Source organism: Georgenia sp. Z1491 (assembly GCF_057652395.1).
In genome coordinates this window covers 1,975,991-1,992,620 of sequence record NZ_CM172729.1, presented here as the reverse complement: position 1 = coordinate 1,992,620, position 16,630 = coordinate 1,975,991, and the positions used below count along the sequence as shown (strand labels likewise).

The following is a 16,630-nucleotide window of genomic DNA, read 5'->3' as shown; positions in this document are numbered from 1 at the left end:
CGGTCCGGACCTGCCCCGACATCCCACGGCCCCCACCACCGAAATCACCACCGAGAGGTCGAGAATCGTGAAGGCACTCGCCGCACGCAGGAGGAGCCGGTACGCACCGGTGATCCTGCTCCTGCTCGCGCTGATCATGACGGGCGGCGTCCTCGCCCTCGTCGACGCGGGCACCGCCGACGCCACCTCAGCCGAGAGCGCCTCGGAGGACGCGGAGGCCGGCGAGCGCTTGTTCCAGGCCAACTGCGCCACCTGCCACGGCCTCGACGCGACCGGCACGGACATCGGCCCCTCGCTCGTGGGCGTGGGCGCGGCCAGCGTGGACTTCCAGATGGCGACCGGCCGCATGCCGATGCGCATGAACGGCCCCCAGGCGGCGGAGGGCAACCCGAGCTTCACGCCCGAGCAGATCAACCAGGTCGCGGCCTTCGTCGCGGGCCTCGGCCCCGGCCCCGCGATCCCCAGCGCGGAGCAGGTCGACCCGGAGCTGGGCAACGCCGCCAACGGCATGGAGCTGTTCCGCACGAACTGCGCGATGTGCCACAACGCCGTCGGCGCCGGCGGCGCCCTCTCGGAGGGCCGCTACGCGCCCGACCTGTCCGGCTCGACGCCGACGGAGATCTACGAGGCGATGCAGACCGGCCCGCAGTCGATGCCGGTGTTCAACGACGCGAACATCACTCCCGAGGGCAAGCGCGACGTCATCTCCTACCTCGTCGCCCAGCGCGACGTGTCGGTCGGCGGACTGTCGCTGGGCTCGGTCGGCCCCGTCACCGAGGGCGTGTGGGTGTGGATCGTCGGCATGGGCGTCCTCGTGGCCGCCTCGGTCTGGATCGGAGCGAGGTCCTCGTGAGCACCACCCCGCCCAACGACAACGGCAACCACGACGTGGCGCGCGCGGAGCACCGCTCGGGGGACGTCGCGGTGGACGACCGGTTCGAGAATCCCGGTCTCGAGCCGCACCGGCACCGCCTCGGCGACTCCGACCCGGCCGCCGCGAAGCGGTCCGAGGCCATCGTCGTCATCCTGCTGGTCCTGTCCGTCATCGCCTCGATCGCCGGCGTCGTCCTGTACGTCGTGCTGCCGCTGAACGCCGAGATGATGAGCGTCCGGACCTCCAACCTCGCCCTCGGTCTCGGCCTGGGCATCGGTGCGCTCGGGATCGGCCTCGCGGCCGTCCACTGGGCCAAGTCGCTGATGAACGACGAGGAGCAGGTCGAGGAGCGCCACATGCAGGCCTCCGACGCGGCGGGCCGCGCCGAGGCCCAGGAGATCCTCCGCCGTGGCGCCGCCGACTCCAACATCGCTCGTCGCCCGCTGCTCAAGGGTGCGCTCGCCGGGGCGCTGGCCCTCGCGCCGCTGCCGTTCGTGGTCCCGCTGGTCGGCAACCTCGGCCGCGACTGGGACGTCGACAAGTTCCGCCACACGATCTGGGGCGACACGCCCGAGGAGGCCGACCCCTCCTTCTTCGGCGAGACCGCCGACGGACGCGTCGGGCGCCGCCTCGCGATCGACCCGACCGGCGACCCGCTGCCGGCCGCCTCCGTCACGCGCGGATCGGTCTTCCACATCGTCCCCCACGGCATGGAGGCCGAGGAGCACTACTACGAGGAGAAGGCCAAGGCCGTCGTCATCCTCGTCCGGATGGATCCCGAGCTCCTCGTCGAGACGCCCGAGCGGCAGGACTGGAGCTACGACGGGATCGTCGCCTACTCCAAGATCTGCACGCACGTCGGCTGCCCGGTCGCGCTCTACGAGCAGACCACCCACGAGCTGCTGTGCCCCTGCCACCAGTCGACCTTCGACATGACCGACGGCGCCAAGGTCGTCTTCGGCCCGGCGAAGCGGGCGCTCCCGCAGCTGCCGATCGCCGTCGACACCGAGGGCTACCTCATCGCGACCGCCGACTTCGACGAGCCCATCGGGGCGAGCTACTGGGAGCGTCTCAAGTGACCACGACCGCCACCCCCGACGCACGGCGCGCGCCCGCGCCGACGACCCTGGCCGGCAAGACCGGCGTGGTCCTCGACGAGCGGATCGGCGCCGCGAAGCTCGTCAAGGAGTTCGCGCGGAAGATCTTCCCCGACCACTGGTCGTTCCTCCTGGGCGAGATCGCGCTCTACAGCTTCATCACGCTCATCATCTCGGGCATCTTCCTCACGATGTTCTTCGTCCCCTCGATGGGGCACACGACCTACCCCCTGGACGCCCTGCCGGTGTCCCACCAGGGTCTGGAGATGTCCGAGGCGTACGCCTCGACCGTCTACACCTCGTTCGAGGTCAAGGGTGGTCTGCTCATGCGGCAGATCCACCACTGGGCCGCCCTGCTGTTCATGGCCGCGATCGTCACGCACATGTTCCGCATCTTCTTCACGGGCGCGTTCCGCAAGCCTCGCGAGATCAACTGGGTCGTGGGCTTCAGCCTGATGATCCTGGGCCTGCTCGCCGGCTTCTCCGGCTACTCCCTGCCCGACGACGTCCTGTCCGGCAACGGCCTGCGGATCGCCGACGGCGTCGCGAAGTCGATCCCCATCATCGGCTCCTACGCGAGCTACGGGCTGTTCGGCGGCGAGTTCCCCGGCACCGACATCATCCCGCGCCTGTTCACCGTGCACATCCTGCTCATCCCGGGCCTGATCCTCGCGCTCGTCGCGGTGCACCTCATGCTCGTGGTGGTGCACAAGCACACCCAGTACCCCGGCCCGGGCCGCACCGACAACAACGTCGTCGGCTACCCCCTCTTCCCGGTGTACATGGCCAAGGCCGGCGGGTTCTTCTTCATCGTGTTCGGCGTGCTCGCGCTCATGGGCTCGCTCATGTCGATCAACAACGTGTGGAACTACGGGCCGTACGACCCCTCCCCCGTGGGCGCCGGCGCCCAGCCCGACTGGTACATGCTCTTCCTCGAGGGCTCCCTGCGCCTCATGCCGGGCGAGACCGAGGTGGTCATCGGCGGCTTCACGATCCCGTTCAACGTGCTCGTGCCCGGTGTGATCATCCCGGGGCTGATGTTCGGGATCCTCGCGCTGTGGCCGTTCATCGAGCAGCTGGCCACGAAGGACACGCGCGAGCACCACGTGCTCGACCGGCCGCGCAACGTGCCGGTGCGGACCGCGGTCGGCGTGATTATCATCGCCGAGTTCTTCCTGCTCAACGCGGCCGGCTCGAACGACATCATCGCGACGCACTTCGACCTGTCCATCAACCAGATCACCTGGGCGTTCCGGATCGGCTTCATCGTGCTGCCGTTCATCCTGTTCCCGCTGGTGAAGCGGATCTGTCTCTCGCTGCAGCGCCGCGACCGCGAGCTCGTGCTCGAGGGGCACAACACCGGTCGGCTCGTGCAGCTCCCGGACGGCTCGATGCACAGCTGGCACCGGCCGCTCGACGAGCACGAGCGCTGGACGCTGGTCGGCTACGAGGCCGGCCGCCCGCTCGTGGCGGAGCCCGAGGTCGACGAGAACGGCGTGGACCGTCCCGCGGGTCAGAAGGGCCCCGGCAGGATGCGGATCGCCCTGTCCCGGTGGTTCTACGAGGACCGTGTCGAGCCCGTCACCCCGGCCGAGCTGGCCGAGGCCGAGCAGCACCGCCACGGGCTCGTCGAGGGCACCGACCCCGCCGAGGAGCACTACGAGGAGCCCCCGCGCTCGGAGTCCAGCGCGCGGCTCATCCGCGACTGAGCCGGCCACAACCCGACGACGAACGGCGTCACCCCGAGCGGGTGGCGCCGTTCGTCGTCGGGCCCTGACACGCGCGTGCGCCGGATCACGGAACGGGGAACAATAGGGAGCACGTGCTGTTGCACCCAGTGAGCGGGCCGGCGGCCCGTGAGCACGACAACCCCCCGGCGAACGGCCGGAGAGACGATGGAGGACACGCATGACGTACACGCTTCCCGAGCTGCCCTACGACTACGCGGCGCTCGAGCCCCACATCAGCGGCAAGATCATGGAGCTCCACCACTCCAAGCACCACAACACGTACGTGACGGGTGCCAACACCGCGCTCGAGAAGCTCGCCGAGGCCCGGGAGTCCGGTGACCTCGCCGCGGCGCCGAAGCTCGAGAAGGACCTCGCGTTCAACCTCGGCGGACACATCAACCACTCGATCTTCTGGAAGAACCTCTCCCCCGAGGGCGGCGGGCAGCCCGAGGGCGAGCTCGCCGAGGCGATCAAGGACTCGTTCGGCTCGTTCGAGAAGTTCCAGGCGCACTTCACCGCCGCGGCGACCTCGATCCAGGGCTCCGGCTGGGCCGTGCTCGCGTACGACTCGGTCTCGGGCCGCCTCGTGGTCTTCCAGATGTTCGACCAGCAGAACAACGTGCCCGTCGGCACGCTGCCGCTGCTGATGCTCGACATGTGGGAGCACGCGTTCTACCTCGACTACCTCAACGTCAAGGCGGACTACGTCAAGGCGTTCTGGAACATCGCCAACTGGCAGGACGCCTCGGAGCGCCTCGCGAAGGCCACGGCCAACGCGAGCGGCCTCGTCGTCGCCTGACGGCCGCGTACGACAGCGTGACGGGCCCGTTCCCCTGGGCAGGGGGTGCGGGCCCGTCGGCCGTTCCTGGGGCTCCCGGGGGCCCGGAGACGGCTCGGGCCCGTGCCCCTCGACGGAGCACGGGCCCGGTCCGGCGGTCGCCCCGCGGTGTCAGTGCGCGTGGATGCCCCGGTTGAACTCGTACATCTGACCGGCCACGCCCACCAGCGCGACGACGAGCCCGAGCCCGGTGATCCACCATCCCGCGGCGATCCCGAGGAAACCCAGGGTCGCGGCGACACCCAGCACCAGCGGCCACCACGACTGCGGCGCGAACTGGCCGATGTCCCCGGCACGGTCGGCGATCTCGGCGTGCGGGTCGTCCTCCCACCGCGCGGCGGCGTCGGTCGTACGGGCGGTGAGCCACAGGTAGAAGGCGATGAAGCCGTTCATCCCACCGAGCAGCAGGAACCCGACGGTGCCGACCGACTCGAAGTCCGCGACCGCCGCGTAGACCACACCGCAGAGCGTGAAGAACACCGTGAGCGCGGCGAACATGACGATCTCGACCCGCATGGGCCGGATCCTCGTCTGCTGCTCCTCGACACCGATCGGATGCGTGTCGCTGCCGTCGGGCATCTGTGCGGTCATCGCCGCTCCTCCAGTCGGGTGGTGGACGGCCCGCCCCTGCCGGCGGCCGCCAGCACGGCCTCGTCGGGAGCGGTGTGCTCCATCGCCGTGACCTCGGGGTGGTGGAGGTCGAACGCCGGCCGCTCGGAGCGGATACGGGGCAGGGACGTGAAGTTGTGCCGCGGCACGGGCGAGCCGGTGGCCCACTCGAGGGAGTTGCCGAAGCCCCACGGGTCGTCGACGAAGACGGTGCGCGGCCCGCGCATCGTCACGTACACGTTGATGAAGAAGAAGATCGTCGAGCTGGCGAGGATGAACGCGCCCACGGTCGAGATCTGGTTGTAGAGCTGGTAGCCGTCCTCGACCATGTAGTCCGCGTAGCGACGCGGCATGCCCTGCGCGCCCAGCCAGTGCTGCACGAGGAACGTCGTGTGGAAGCCGATGAACGTCAGCCAGAACGTGATCTTCCCGAGCGTCTCGTTGAGCATCTTGCCGGTCCACTTGGGGAACCAGAAGTGGATGCCCGCGTACATCGAGAACACGACCGTGCCGAACACGGTGTAGTGGAAGTGCGCGACCACGAAGTACGTGTCGTGGAGGATGAAGTCCAGCGCCGGGGAGGCGAGGATGACGCCGGTGACGCCGCCGAAGACGAAGGTCGTCATGAACCCGAGCGCCCACAGCATCGGCGTCTCGAAGGTGAGCTTCCCGCGCCACATCGTGCCGACCCAGTTGACGAACTTCACGCCCGTGGGCACGGCGATGAGCATCGTCATCAGTGAGAAGAAGTCGAGCATGACGCCGCCGGTCGTGAACATGTGGTGCGCCCACACGGTCATCGACAGGGCGGCGATCGCGATCGTCGCGTAGACGAGGGTCTGGTACCCGAACACCGGCTTGCGGGAGAAGACGGGGATGACCTCGGAGATGATGCCGAAGAACGGCAACGCGATGACGTAGACCTCGGGGTGGCCGAAGAACCAGAACAGGTGCTGCCACAGGAGCGCGCCGCCTGCCTCCGGGTTGAAGATCTGGCCGCCGAGCACGCGGTCGAAGCCGAGGCCGAACAGTGCGGAGGCGAGCACCGGGAACGCCATGAGCACGAGCAGCGAGGTCACCAGCGTCGTCCACGTGAAGATGGGGACGCGCATCATCGTCATACCCGGCGCGCGGTAGCAGATGATCGTCGCGATGAAGTTGACCGACCCGAAGATCGTGCCGAAACCGGTCATCGCGATGCCGACGACCCACAGGTCACCGCCCAGGCCGGGCGAGAAGGCCTCCGTGGACAACGGCGTGTAGGCGGTCCAGCCGAAGCTCGCGGCGCCCTGCGGGGTGAGGAAGCCACCGATCGCGAGGAGCCCCCCGAACAGGAAGAGCCAGTAGGCGAACATGTTGAGCTTGGGGAACGCGACGTCCGCGGCACCGATCTGCAGCGGCACCATGATGTTGCCGAACGCCGTGAACAACGGCGTCGCGAACAGGAACAGCATGATCGTGCCGTGCATGGTGAAGAACTGGTTGTACTGCTCGGCCGACTGCAGCATGAGGCCCGGCGAGAACAGCTCGAGCCGCATCACCAGTGCCAGCAGTCCGCCGATCGCGAAGAACGCGAACGACGTGACGAGGTACATGTAGCCGATGACCTTGTGGTCGGTCGACGTGATCCAGGAGACGAAGAGCTTCCCCATCGACTGCTTCCGCGGCCTCAGGCCGGGGACACCCTCACCCTCGCCGGCGTGGGCCGGCTGCTCGATCGTCGTTGCCATCAGTTGCCCTCGCTCGCGCTCTCGACCGGGTACCGGGGCAGGTCGTAGTTACGTCCCAGCTCCGGGGGCAGGTCGCCCTCCCACCCGTTGTCCCGGTACTCCTGCATCATCGCGTCGTACTCCTCCTGGGGCACGACCGCGACGTTGAACAGCATCTCGCTGTGGAACTCGCCGCACAGCTCGGCGCACTTGCCCGAGTACACGCCCTCACGGGTGGGGGTGACCTCGAAGCTGGCGGTACGGCCCGGGATCATGTCGACCTTGTAGAGGAAGGCCGGGATCCAGATCGAGTGCGCGACGTCGCGCGAGTGGACGACGATCTCGGCCGTCTGGCCCTCGGGCAGGTACAGGGTCGGGAGCGTCTCCTCGACCCCCTCCTCCCCCGTGAGGCTCATCCGGTCCCCGGAGAAGTAGACGCCGTCGGTCGTGTAGACGAAGTCCCAGCTCCACTGCTTGCCGTAGATGTTGACGACGAGGTCCTCCTCGCCGTCCGTGTCCTGCATCGTCGCCGTCGAGGCCTGCGAGAAGTAGAAGAGCGTCCCGACCAGGAACACCGGGATGACCGTGAACATCATCTCGAGCGGCACGTGGTACCGGGTCTGCACCGGGAGGCGGTCGTCGTTCTTGCGCTTGCGGTACACGACGATGCAGACCAGCGTCATGATCCAGACGGCGGCGCCGACGGCGAGCGCGGCCAGCCACGTCCCGTTCCAGAGGCTGATGAGCTGGTCGGTCTTGTCCGTCATGTCCCGTGTGGACGGCAGGAAGCCGACGTCGAGACCCATCCCCTCCTCCGAGGGCCCGCGGTCGCCCGCACAGCCGGCGAGCAGCACGCTCACGAGCACGGCGGCGGCGAGGAGCGGCGTGCGCCGCTTGTGGGACTGAGTACTGCGCACGGTGGACCTTTCCCGACGTCTTGACAGCTGGGCCGGCCGTCCACGCGCAGGTGGGCTGGGCAGCCCTTCGGCGCGTGAAACCTCGGCCCGTAGCCGCCACCTTACCCCGCCGTCACGACGGCGCGTCGCCATCGACCGAATGGTCCGTTCCCGCGTGTTGCACCCGGTGGGAGGGGCCGCCCGGCTCCGCGACGCTCGCGTCAGGAGGCGCTCTCGGACGGGCTCTCGCCGGACCCCGACTCCGAGCCCGACTCGCCGGGCATCCCCTCGATCGGGGGACCCTCGACCGCGCCGACGACGTCGAAGACGAAGGCCGAGGCCGGGACGCCCTGCTCGGCCAGCGCCGGGGCGAGGACGACGACGCGCGAACCGACCGGGACGCCGGTGAGCTGGTCCGCGACGCTGCCCGCGCCGACGGCCTGGGACATGACGGAGCCCAGCTCCCAGGTGGACTCGGTGGTGGTGCCGTCCCACGAGGCGGCCGCGTACTGCATGACCACCGTGCTGCCCGGTGTCTCCGGGACGGGCTCCCCCGTGCCCTCGGCGATGACGTGCGTGGTCATCTCGGAGGGCTCCTCGGCGCCCTCCTCGACCGTGATCGTGGCGGGGCCGCCGAGCTCGCCGTCGATCGTCACCGGCAGGTCGGGCGCCGGCTCCACGGGCGTCGCGTCGGCCTGCCCCTGCGCGTCGGGGGCGAACGTGTCGACGACGTCGACGACGAAGAGCAGCGTGTCGTCACCCTCGATGCCCGCGCCGGGCTGGCCCTGCTCCCCGTAGCCGTCCTCCGGCGGGAGGGAGAGGACCACCCGGTCGCCGACGTGGGTGCCGGTCAGGCCCTCCTTCCAGCCGGGCACGACCTGGTTGAGGGAGAACGCGCTGGGCGCGCCCCGCTCGTAGGAGGAGTCGAACACCTCGCCGTCCCAGATCTGGCCCTGGTAGTGCGCGACGACGACGTCGTCCGTACCGACCTCTGCGCCGTCGCCCTCGACGATCACCTCGGACTGGAGGGTCGCGGGAGCACCGCTGCCCGGGAACTCCACGACCGGGGTCTCGCCGATCTCGGTGCTCACGGTCGGCAGGTCCTCGCCGGGCGGTGTCGCCGCCTCGCCGTCGCTCGCCTGCTCCGACCCGGACTCGTCGGAGCCCTCGTCGGAGCCGGAGCAGCCGGCGAGCACGAGGGACGCCCCGAGCAGGGCTGCGGTCACGAGTCGGGTGGGTCGGCGCACAAGGTCTCCGTCGGGTTCGGTGTCGTGGGGTCGTCCGGGCAGCACGACGGCGCGCCGACCTGTGCGTCGGCGCGCCGTGGCCGTTGTCAGTGGAAGGAGTCGCCGCAGGCGCAGGAGCCGCCCGCGTTGGGGTTGTCGATGGTGAAGCCCTGGCGCTCGATGCTGTCGGCGAAGTCGATCGATGCGCCGTCGAGGTACGGGGACGACATCTTGTCGACGACCACCTCGACACCGTCGAAGTCGCGGAGCAGGTCCCCGTCGAGGACACGCTCGTCGAAGTGCAGCTGGTAGATCAGTCCGGAGCAGCCGCCCGGCTGCACCGCCACGCGCAGGCGCAGGTCGTCCCGGCCCTCCTGGTCGAGCAGGCTCTTGACCTTGGCGGCGGCGCCGTCGGTCAGGATGACCCCGTGGGTGGCGTCGATCGTCGTGTCCGTCATGGCACGTCCTTCCTCAGGTTCTCGTCCCGGGCCCACCGGGGCGTGGCAGGGTCAACGCGGATCGGTCCCGCGCTGTTCCCGCGGTCCCAGGGTACGTCCACGCCTGCCTCCTCCGGGAGAGGCGGATCCGTCACGTCGCGCGCGGCAGCCCCCGCGCGCCGCGGGCCTCAGGGCCGCGACCACGTCCGAGCAAGGCGGGTGCCCCGGTCGACGAGCGCCGACCGCAGGGCCGCCGGGTCGTCCGCGGCGGGCGGCTCGTCCGGGTGCCGGCCCGGGACCAGGGCGGCGCTCGCGGACACGCCGGCAGGCGCGAGCTCCCGACGCGAGGACGTGACGGTGCGCCCGACGGCCACGACCGGGAGCGCCCGGGTCGCGGCGGCGCGTCCGACGGTGGCCATGACCGACCGCCGAGCCTCGTCGGGGCCGACCTCGCCGGCCGAGGTCACCACGAGACCGACGCCCGCCAGCCGGTCGAGCGCCACGCCGAGGCCGAGCTCGCTCGCCACGACGTCGGCGCCGTCGAACGCCCGCGCACCGAGAGCGAGGAGCGCGAGCGCGGTGCCCCCGCCCGCGCCGCCTCCGTCTGTGCGCGTGGTCAGCCGGCTCGCGGGCGCCCCCTCCCCCGTGGTCCCGTGGCCCGCGTGGCCGCCGCCCGCGTGTTCGTGGCCCGCATGGCCGTGCCCGAGCAGCGGCAGGGCGGTGCGCCCGCGACGATCACCGGCGGACCGGAGGATGCGGTCGGCCGTGCGACCGGTGCGTCCGTCGAGCTCCTGCGCCCGGGCGGGATCGATGCCGTGCCGCTCGGCCAGCTGCGCTCCTGTGCCGTGCAGTCCGGTCAGGGGCTCGTCCACGGCGAGGGCGAGGACGACGTCGAGCCCCTCGAGCCGCTCGGCCGCCCGCGGCACGTCGTCAGGGCCGCCGCCGAGCTCGGTGAGCAGCCCGGCACCGGCGTCGTGCACCCCGGCCACGCCGAGCCCGACGACGACCCGGCCCGCTCCCGAGTGTGCGGCGTGCGCGAGCAGTGCCCCGAGCCCCGCGCTCGTCCCCTCCTCCAGGCACTCCGCGACCCGGCCGGGGGCGAGGCGGGCGCCGAGGACGTCGTCGGCGTCGATCCAGACGGTCCGCCCGGCACGGACCAGGCTCGCGGGGACGGGCTCGCCGAGGGGGCCCGGAACCACGACGATCTCCCGCCCACCCGGCGGCAGCACGTCCAGGACACCGGCGGAGCCGTCGGACAGGGCCAGCTCCTCGAGCTCGTCGTCCGGGCGCTCCGCCGCCCAGCCCTGCGTCAGCGCGGCCGCCACCTGCACGGCCGGCAGCGCCCCGACCCGGTCGACGGCGAGCAGCACCCGCACGGCTAGACGACCCCGCCGAGCCGCGCGAGCAGGAGCGCCTCGGCGAGGACCGCCCGCGCGTGCTCGCCCACGTGCAGCGACTCGTCCTCCGAGTGGGCGCGGGACTGCGGGTCCTCCACGCCGGTGACGAGGATCTGCGCCTGCGGGAAGACCTCCTTGAGGTCGGCGATGAAGGGGATCGACCCACCCATGCCCTGGTGGACGGGACGGGTACCCCAGGCGCGGGCGAGCGCCCACTCGGCGGCCTGCAGCGCCGGACCGTCGCCCGCGCCGTCGAACCCGGGTCCCGCCTCCACCACGGTCGTCGTCACCTGAGCGCCGAGCGTGGCGTGGGACTGCAGGTGGTCGGTGAGGGCGCGGGCCGCCTCGGCGGGGGCCTGACCGGGTGCCACCCGCAACGAGATCGCGGCGCGCGCCGCCGGGATGAGGGTGTTCGACGACGTCGCGACGGGCGTGGCGTCGAGGCCGATGACGGCGATCGCCGGCATGTTCCACAGCCGGCCGGCGAGCGGTCCTGAGCCGGCGAGCCGCACCTCGTCGAGCATGCCGGACGAGGCCCGGAAGTCCGCCTCCGGGTAGTCGACGAGCTCCGCGTCCGAGGTCTGCAGCCCGGTGACGGCGACGTTGCCGTCGTCGTCGTGGAGCGTGGCGATCAGGCGGGCCAGGGAGGTGACGGCGTCGAGCGACGGTCCGCCGAAGAGACCGGAGTGGACCGCGTGGTGCGCCACGCGGACCTCGACCTCGACCTGGACGACGCCGCGCAGGCTGGTCGTCAGCGCCGGTGTACCGATCGCCCAGTTCGACGAGTCGGCCACGGCGATGACGTCGGCGGCGAGCGCGTCGCGGTGCTGCTCGAGGAAGTCACGGAAGGTCGGGGAGCCGATCTCCTCCTCGCCCTCGACGAACACGGTGACGTTGACCGGCAGGTCGTCGCCGAGGATCCGCAGCGCCCCGACGTGGGCCATGATCCCTGCCTTGTCGTCGGCCGCGCCCCGGCCGTAGAGGCGGTCGCCGCGGACCTCGGGGACGAACGGGTCCTCCGTCGACCAGGCGGCCGCGTCGCCGGGGGGCTGCACGTCGTGGTGCGCGTACAGCAGCACGGTCGGTGCCCCGGGGACGCCCACCTTGTGCCCGAGGACGGCGGGGCGGGAGACCGCGCCACCGGGCGTGGTCGCCTCGGCGATCCGCACGTCCTGCATCCCGGCACCGCGCAGCAGGCCCGCCACCGCCTCGGCGCTCACGCGCACGGCCGACTGGTCGAACGCGGGGTTGGAGACCGAAGGGATGGTCACGAGCTCCTGTAGCTCGGCGAGCACCCGGGGGTAGTCCTGCTCGGCGCGGGCGATGAGGTCGTCGATGTTCACCCCTCGAGGTTAGCGACCCAGCGCCGGTCCCCCACGCGCCGTGCCTCGAGCAGAGACGTACCCTCCCCGCTCGATCCGTCCCTCGAGCTGCGACCTGCCCTCCCCGCTCGATCCGTTCCTCGAGCTGCGACCTGCCCTCCCCGCTCGATCCGTCCCTCCCGCCCCGAGCTGTGCCTCGGGCCACCGGGCCGCCCGGCCCGGCGCCGGCGGGCGTCCACTATCCTGCTGGGGTGAGAGTCCGCCGCACCGACGCGTCCCCCGAGGCACCCGAGCACAGCGAGGGCGCCGACGACCTGGCCGCGGACGAGCGGTCGGCGCCGGGCGCCACGCCACGCAAGGGCCGCCCCACCCCGACGAAGGCCGAGGCCGCCGCGCGCAACCGCCAGCCGCTGGTCGTCAACGACCGCAAGGCGGCCCGCAAGCGCGCCAAGGAGCAGCGCAACAAGAACTTCGCGCTCCAGCAGCAGGCGATGCGCACCGGCGACGAGCGCTACCTGCCCGCCCGTGACCGCGGCCCCGTGCGCCGCGCCGCGCGCGACTGGATCGACTCCCGCTTCCTGCCCTCGCAGATCTTCCTGCCCGGCGCGTTCGTCATCATGCTCGCGATGCTCGTCGTCGGGCAGTTCCTGCCCGGGTACGAGGCCGCCATCGTCATGGCGATGTACCTCCTGCTCGTCCTGTCGATCATCACGTCCGTCATCGCGGTGCTCATCCTCAAGCGGCGGCTCGTCGCCGAGCACGGCGACCGGTACGTCAAGGGCACGGTCTGGTACGCCTTCATCCGCTCGATGTACCCGCGCTTCCTGCGCCAGCCCAAGCCGCAGGTGCGCATCGGCGGCGGGCCGGTGCAGCCCAGGCAGTAGCGGGCGGGCTCAGCCCAGGATCGCGGCGATCCCGACGATCGCCGGGAACGAGAGCAGGGTCGTCACGACGATCCCGTCGCGCGCGAGGTCCTCGCCGCGGCCGTACTCGCCGGCGATGACGAAGACGTTCTGCGCCGAGGGCAGAGCACTGACGACCGCGACGGCGAGCGTGGCCGAGCGGTCCAGACCGAGGGCGAGAGCGACCCCGACCGCCACCGCGGGCATGGCCACGAGCTTGACGACCGTGATCCAGGCCACCTCGCGCCAGCGGCCCGCACCGATCGACGGGCCGAGCCGCAGCGAGACGCCGAACCCGATGAGGATCGCCGGGATCGTCATCGACCCGATCATCTCGAGCGGGGTGGCCAGGACCGTGGGCAGGTCCCAGCCGGTGGCGGACAGCACCACCCCGAGGGCCGTCCCCAGCAGGAGCGGCTGGACGAGGGTGCGCGCCGCCGCACGCACCGGACCTCCCCCGGTCCCCGGCCGGGACCGCTCGAGGACGGCGATCATCAACGGCTGCACGAACAGCAGCTGGATCAGCACCATCGGCACGATCGCGGACGCGTCACCGAGCGCGAGGATCGCGAGCGGGAGCCCGAGGTTGAGGGCGTTGACGAACCCCACGAGCGAGGAGGCCACGGTGGTGCCCACGAGGCCGTGACCCCACACGAGCCGTGCAGGAACCGCCACGAGGGCCATGCCGATGACGACGGCCAGCAGCTGCGCGAGCGCGCCGACCGAGACGATGTCGGCAAGGTCCGAGTCCCCGACGACCCCCACGAGCAGTGCAGGGGCCGCCACCCAGAACACGACCTTGCCCAGCGCACGCTGGACGGAGACGTCGACGATCCGCAGGTGCGCGAGCAGGAAGCCCGCGCCGATGATGACGCCGATCGTGCCGAAGGCGTTGAGGACCCCGGTCATACGAGTCGGGAGAGCCGTCCCGGCAGCAGCGGTCCCTGCTCGACGAACGCGGAGTAGACCTGGATGAGGTCCGCCCCGGCGCCGAGCATCGCGCGGGCGTCGTCGACCGAGCCGATGCCGCCCGTGCCGATGATCGTGGGCCCCGGTCCCAGGCGGTCGCGCAGCCGCGCGACGACCGCGCGCGACCGGAGCGTGAGCGGCGCTCCCGACAGCCCGCCGGGGCCGAGGTCGTGGTCGATGGTGGTGTTCGTGGCCGAGACGCCCGCGAGGTCGAGGTCCCCGGCGAGGTCGGCGACGGCGTCGACGTCCTGGTCCGCGAGGTCGGGGGCGATCTTCACCAGGAGCGGCACCCGCCGGTCCGCCGCGTCGTCGGCCACCGCCCGGACGCCGCGCAGGATCGGGCGCAGCTGCTCGACGGACTGCAGGCTCCGCAGGCCCGGCGTGTTCGGCGAGGACACGTTGACGACCAGGTAGTCGGCCCAGCGCGCGAGCACCCGGGCGGAGCGCTCGTAGTCGTGGGCCGCGTCGTCGACGGGCACCACCTTGGACTTGCCGATGTTCACCCCGACGACGACGCCACGCCCCCGGCGGGTCGACCGCAGCTCGCGCAGCCGGGCGGCGAGCGCGTCGGCCCCGAGGTTGTTGAAGCCCATGGCGTTGCGCAGCGCGTGCAGCTCGGGGTGGCGCCAGGCGCGGGGCCGCGGGTTGCCCGGCTGCGGGTGCGCGGTGACGGTGCCGACCTCGACGAAGCCGAAGCCGAGCGCGTCGAGGCCGAGCACCGCGCGACCGTCCTTGTCCATGCCGGCGGCCAGTCCCACGACGGAGGGGACCTGGCGCGCGAGCGGGCCGTGCGGTGCCGGGGCGACCGGGACCGCGGGCCGGCGCCCGAGCGTCGCAGCGAGCAGTCGTCGGGCGGGCTCGAGGCGACCGGCGAGTCCGATCGCCCGCACCGCGGCGACGTGGGCGTCCTCGGCGTCGATGCGGGAGATGAGGTGGCGGTAGGCCGCGGGGTACGGGTCGGGCAGGGGCACGCGCGCAGCGTAGGCGCCACGTCACCGGGGGCGCATCGGCGTCCTACCCTGGGGCGGTGACCACACTCGATCTCAGCCACAAGTCCGCGACCTCGATCACGGCCGACGTCGTCGTCGTCGGGGTCGGCACCACCGCCGACGGACCCGCCCTCGTCGGGGGCGACGCGCTCGGCAGGCACGCCGGGGCGCTGACCGGCCGGCTCGCCGCGCTCGGCGTGACCGGCCGAACCGACCAGGTCGTGCGCGTCGCCGCGCCCGACGCGTGGAAGGCGCCCGCGGTCGCCCTGACCGGCGTCGGTCCGGTCGACGACCTCGACGCCGAGGCGCTGCGCCGCGCGGCGGGTGCCGCCGCCCGCTCGCTGACCGGCGTCGCGCACGCCGTGCTCGCCCTGCCCGCCGACGAGCCGTCCCGCGCGGGCGCCGTCGCCGAGGGGGCGCTGCTGGGGGCGTTCGCCGTCGGTTCGTACCGCTCTGAGCCGGAGGCCCCGGTGGCCCGCCTGACGCTCGTCGCGGGCAAGGGCAAGGAGGTCGACGCCGCCGTGTCCCGCGCCGGCGTGGTCGCCGCCCACGTCAACGCCACCCGCGAGCTCGTCAACGCCTCGCCGGGCGAGCTGTTCCCGGCCTCGTTCGCGGACCGCGCCAAGGAGCTCGCGAGGAAGACCTCGATCAAGGTCCAGGTCCTCGACGAGGCCGCGCTCGAGGCGGGCGGCTACGGCGGCCTGGTCGGCGTCGGCAAGGGGTCGCCCCGCGGGCCGCGCCTCGTCACCCTCACGTACTCGCCGAGGCGTCCGAAGGGCCGCTACGCGCTGGTGGGCAAGGGCATCACCTTCGACTCCGGCGGTCTGTCGCTCAAGCCGCCGAAGTCGATGGAGACGATGAAGTCCGACATGGCCGGGGCGGCCGCGGTGCTGCACACGGTGCTGGCTGCCGCCGAGCTCGGGCTGCCCGTCGCCGTCACCGGCTACCTGCCGCTCGCCGAGAACATGCCGAGCGGTACCGCGCAGCGTCCCTCCGACGTGCTCACCCAGCGCGACGGGACGACGGTCGAGGTGACGAACACCGACGCCGAGGGCCGTCTCGTGCTGGCCGACGCCCTCGTTGACGCCGTGGCGGCCTCCCCGGACGCGGTGCTCGACATCGCCACGCTCACCGGCGCCCAGGTCGTCGCGCTCGGCGACCGCACCGCGGGGGTCATGGGGACCGACGCCGCGCGCGAGCAGGTCGTCGCCGCGGCCCGGGCGGCCGGCGAGGACGCCTGGGCGATGCCCCTGCCGCCGGAGCAGCTGGACGGGCTGAAGTCCCCGGTCGCCGACCTCAAGAACTCCGGCGAGCGCGCCGGGGGCATGCTCACCGCGGGCGTGTTCCTCCAGCAGTTCGTCGGCGAGACCCCGTGGGCGCACATCGACATCGCGGGCCCCAGCTACAACTCCGCCGCCGCGTACGGCTACACGCACGTGGGCGGTACGGGGTACGGGGTGCGCACGATGCTGTCCTACCTCGAGGCCCGCTCGGCCGCCTGACTCCGACGCAGCGGGCCCTCGCCGAGCGTCGGGGGCCCGCTCCGTGACACGATCGACCCGAAGGCGCCCCGAGGCCCGGCTCCCGCGTGCGAGGCGGGCCGCGCCGGGCGACTACGGTTGGACCTGTTGACAT

General features: G+C 72.1%; 15 protein-coding genes. 6 read left to right on the top strand and 9 right to left on the bottom strand.

The window, feature by feature from the left end; genetic code table 11:
* The first annotated feature begins 67 nt into the window (after positions 1-67).
* The 4 genes from qcrC (at position 68) to AC24HA_RS09280 (ending at position 4,500) form a co-directional block, all read left to right on the top strand.
* Positions 68-853 (top strand): cytochrome bc1 complex diheme cytochrome c subunit, encoded by a 786-nt coding sequence (gene qcrC / locus AC24HA_RS09295; RefSeq protein ID WP_425708889.1) that lies wholly within the window; start codon positions 68-70, stop codon positions 851-853.
* Positions 850-1,953, top strand: coding sequence for a cytochrome bc1 complex Rieske iron-sulfur subunit (qcrA, locus tag AC24HA_RS09290; RefSeq protein WP_425708890.1), 1,104 nt, complete (start codon positions 850-852; stop codon positions 1,951-1,953). Before qcrC ends, qcrA begins: the two co-directional genes overlap by 4 nt.
* Positions 1,950-3,680: a cytochrome bc1 complex cytochrome b subunit gene (qcrB, locus tag AC24HA_RS09285; protein ID WP_425708891.1), complete on the top strand. Its 1,731-nt coding sequence runs from the start codon at positions 1,950-1,952 to the stop codon at positions 3,678-3,680. Before qcrA ends, qcrB begins: the two co-directional genes overlap by 4 nt.
* A gap of 199 nt (positions 3,681-3,879) precedes the next feature.
* Positions 3,880-4,500 carry a superoxide dismutase gene (locus AC24HA_RS09280; RefSeq protein ID WP_425708892.1) on the top strand — a complete coding sequence of 207 codons (621 nt, stop codon included), beginning with the start codon at positions 3,880-3,882 and terminating at the stop codon, positions 4,498-4,500.
* A 150-nt stretch (positions 4,501-4,650) separates the two neighbouring features.
* Here AC24HA_RS09280 and AC24HA_RS09275 read toward each other — a convergent pair whose 3' ends face one another.
* The 7 genes from AC24HA_RS09275 to AC24HA_RS09245 form a co-directional block, all read right to left on the bottom strand.
* Positions 4,651-5,130 (bottom strand): cytochrome c oxidase subunit 4, encoded by a 480-nt coding sequence (locus AC24HA_RS09275; protein ID WP_425708893.1) that lies wholly within the window; start codon positions 5,128-5,130, stop codon positions 4,651-4,653.
* Entirely contained in the window at positions 5,127-6,878 is a 1,752-nt protein-coding gene (gene ctaD / locus AC24HA_RS09270; RefSeq protein WP_425708894.1) for an aa3-type cytochrome oxidase subunit I, read from the bottom strand. Before ctaD ends, AC24HA_RS09275 begins: the two co-directional genes overlap by 4 nt.
* Positions 6,878-7,774 carry an aa3-type cytochrome oxidase subunit II gene (ctaC, locus tag AC24HA_RS09265; RefSeq protein ID WP_425708895.1) on the bottom strand — a complete coding sequence of 299 codons (897 nt, stop codon included), beginning with the start codon at positions 7,772-7,774 and terminating at the stop codon, positions 6,878-6,880. The genes ctaD and ctaC overlap by 1 nt, the downstream gene beginning before the upstream one ends.
* Before the next feature lie 200 nt (positions 7,775-7,974).
* A complete protein-coding gene (locus AC24HA_RS09260) occupies positions 7,975-9,000 on the bottom strand; it encodes an FKBP-type peptidyl-prolyl cis-trans isomerase (protein WP_425708896.1) in 1,026 nt (341 codons plus the stop codon).
* Positions 9,001-9,086: 86 nt separating this feature from the next.
* On the bottom strand, positions 9,087-9,437 hold the full coding sequence (locus tag AC24HA_RS09255; RefSeq protein ID WP_425708897.1) for a HesB/IscA family protein: 351 nt from the start codon (positions 9,435-9,437) through the stop codon (positions 9,087-9,089).
* A 167-nt stretch (positions 9,438-9,604) separates the two neighbouring features.
* A complete protein-coding gene (locus AC24HA_RS09250; protein ID WP_425708898.1) occupies positions 9,605-10,792 on the bottom strand; it encodes a glycerate kinase in 1,188 nt (395 codons plus the stop codon).
* A 2-nt stretch (positions 10,793-10,794) separates the two neighbouring features.
* Complete coding sequence (locus tag AC24HA_RS09245; RefSeq protein ID WP_425708899.1) at positions 10,795-12,156, bottom strand: dipeptidase; 1,362 nt, start codon at positions 12,154-12,156, stop codon at positions 10,795-10,797.
* A gap of 230 nt (positions 12,157-12,386) precedes the next feature.
* Here AC24HA_RS09245 and AC24HA_RS09240 point away from each other — a divergent pair, with 230 nt between their 5' ends.
* Positions 12,387-13,019, top strand: coding sequence for a DUF3043 domain-containing protein (locus AC24HA_RS09240; RefSeq protein WP_425708900.1), 633 nt, complete (start codon positions 12,387-12,389; stop codon positions 13,017-13,019).
* A gap of 9 nt (positions 13,020-13,028) precedes the next feature.
* Here AC24HA_RS09240 and AC24HA_RS09235 read toward each other — a convergent pair whose 3' ends face one another.
* Both AC24HA_RS09235 and AC24HA_RS09230 read right to left on the bottom strand, forming a co-directional pair.
* Complete coding sequence (locus AC24HA_RS09235; RefSeq protein WP_425708901.1) at positions 13,029-13,946, bottom strand: AEC family transporter; 918 nt, start codon at positions 13,944-13,946, stop codon at positions 13,029-13,031.
* A complete protein-coding gene (locus AC24HA_RS09230) occupies positions 13,943-14,977 on the bottom strand; it encodes a quinone-dependent dihydroorotate dehydrogenase (protein ID WP_463648725.1) in 1,035 nt (344 codons plus the stop codon). The genes AC24HA_RS09235 and AC24HA_RS09230 overlap by 4 nt, the downstream gene beginning before the upstream one ends.
* Positions 14,978-15,033: 56 nt before the next feature.
* Here AC24HA_RS09230 and AC24HA_RS09225 point away from each other — a divergent pair, with 56 nt between their 5' ends.
* Entirely contained in the window at positions 15,034-16,497 is a 1,464-nt protein-coding gene (locus AC24HA_RS09225; RefSeq protein WP_425708902.1) for a leucyl aminopeptidase, read from the top strand.
* Positions 16,498-16,630 lie beyond the last annotated feature (133 nt).

What these genes read in the sequence shown, in the direction of transcription:
- AC24HA_RS09280 (WP_425708892.1), top strand. Translation starts at nt 3,880, where the DNA reads ATGACGTACACGCTTCCCGAGCTGCCCTACGACTACGCGGCGCTCGAG.
- AC24HA_RS09275 (WP_425708893.1), bottom strand. Translation starts at nt 5,130, where the DNA reads ATGACCGCACAGATGCCCGACGGCAGCGACACGCATCCGATCGGTGTC.
- ctaD (WP_425708894.1), bottom strand. Translation starts at nt 6,878, where the DNA reads ATGGCAACGACGATCGAGCAGCCGGCCCACGCCGGCGAGGGTGAGGGT.
- AC24HA_RS09255 (WP_425708897.1), bottom strand. Translation starts at nt 9,437, where the DNA reads ATGACGGACACGACGATCGACGCCACCCACGGGGTCATCCTGACCGAC.
- AC24HA_RS09235 (WP_425708901.1), bottom strand. Translation starts at nt 13,946, where the DNA reads ATGACCGGGGTCCTCAACGCCTTCGGCACGATCGGCGTCATCATCGGC.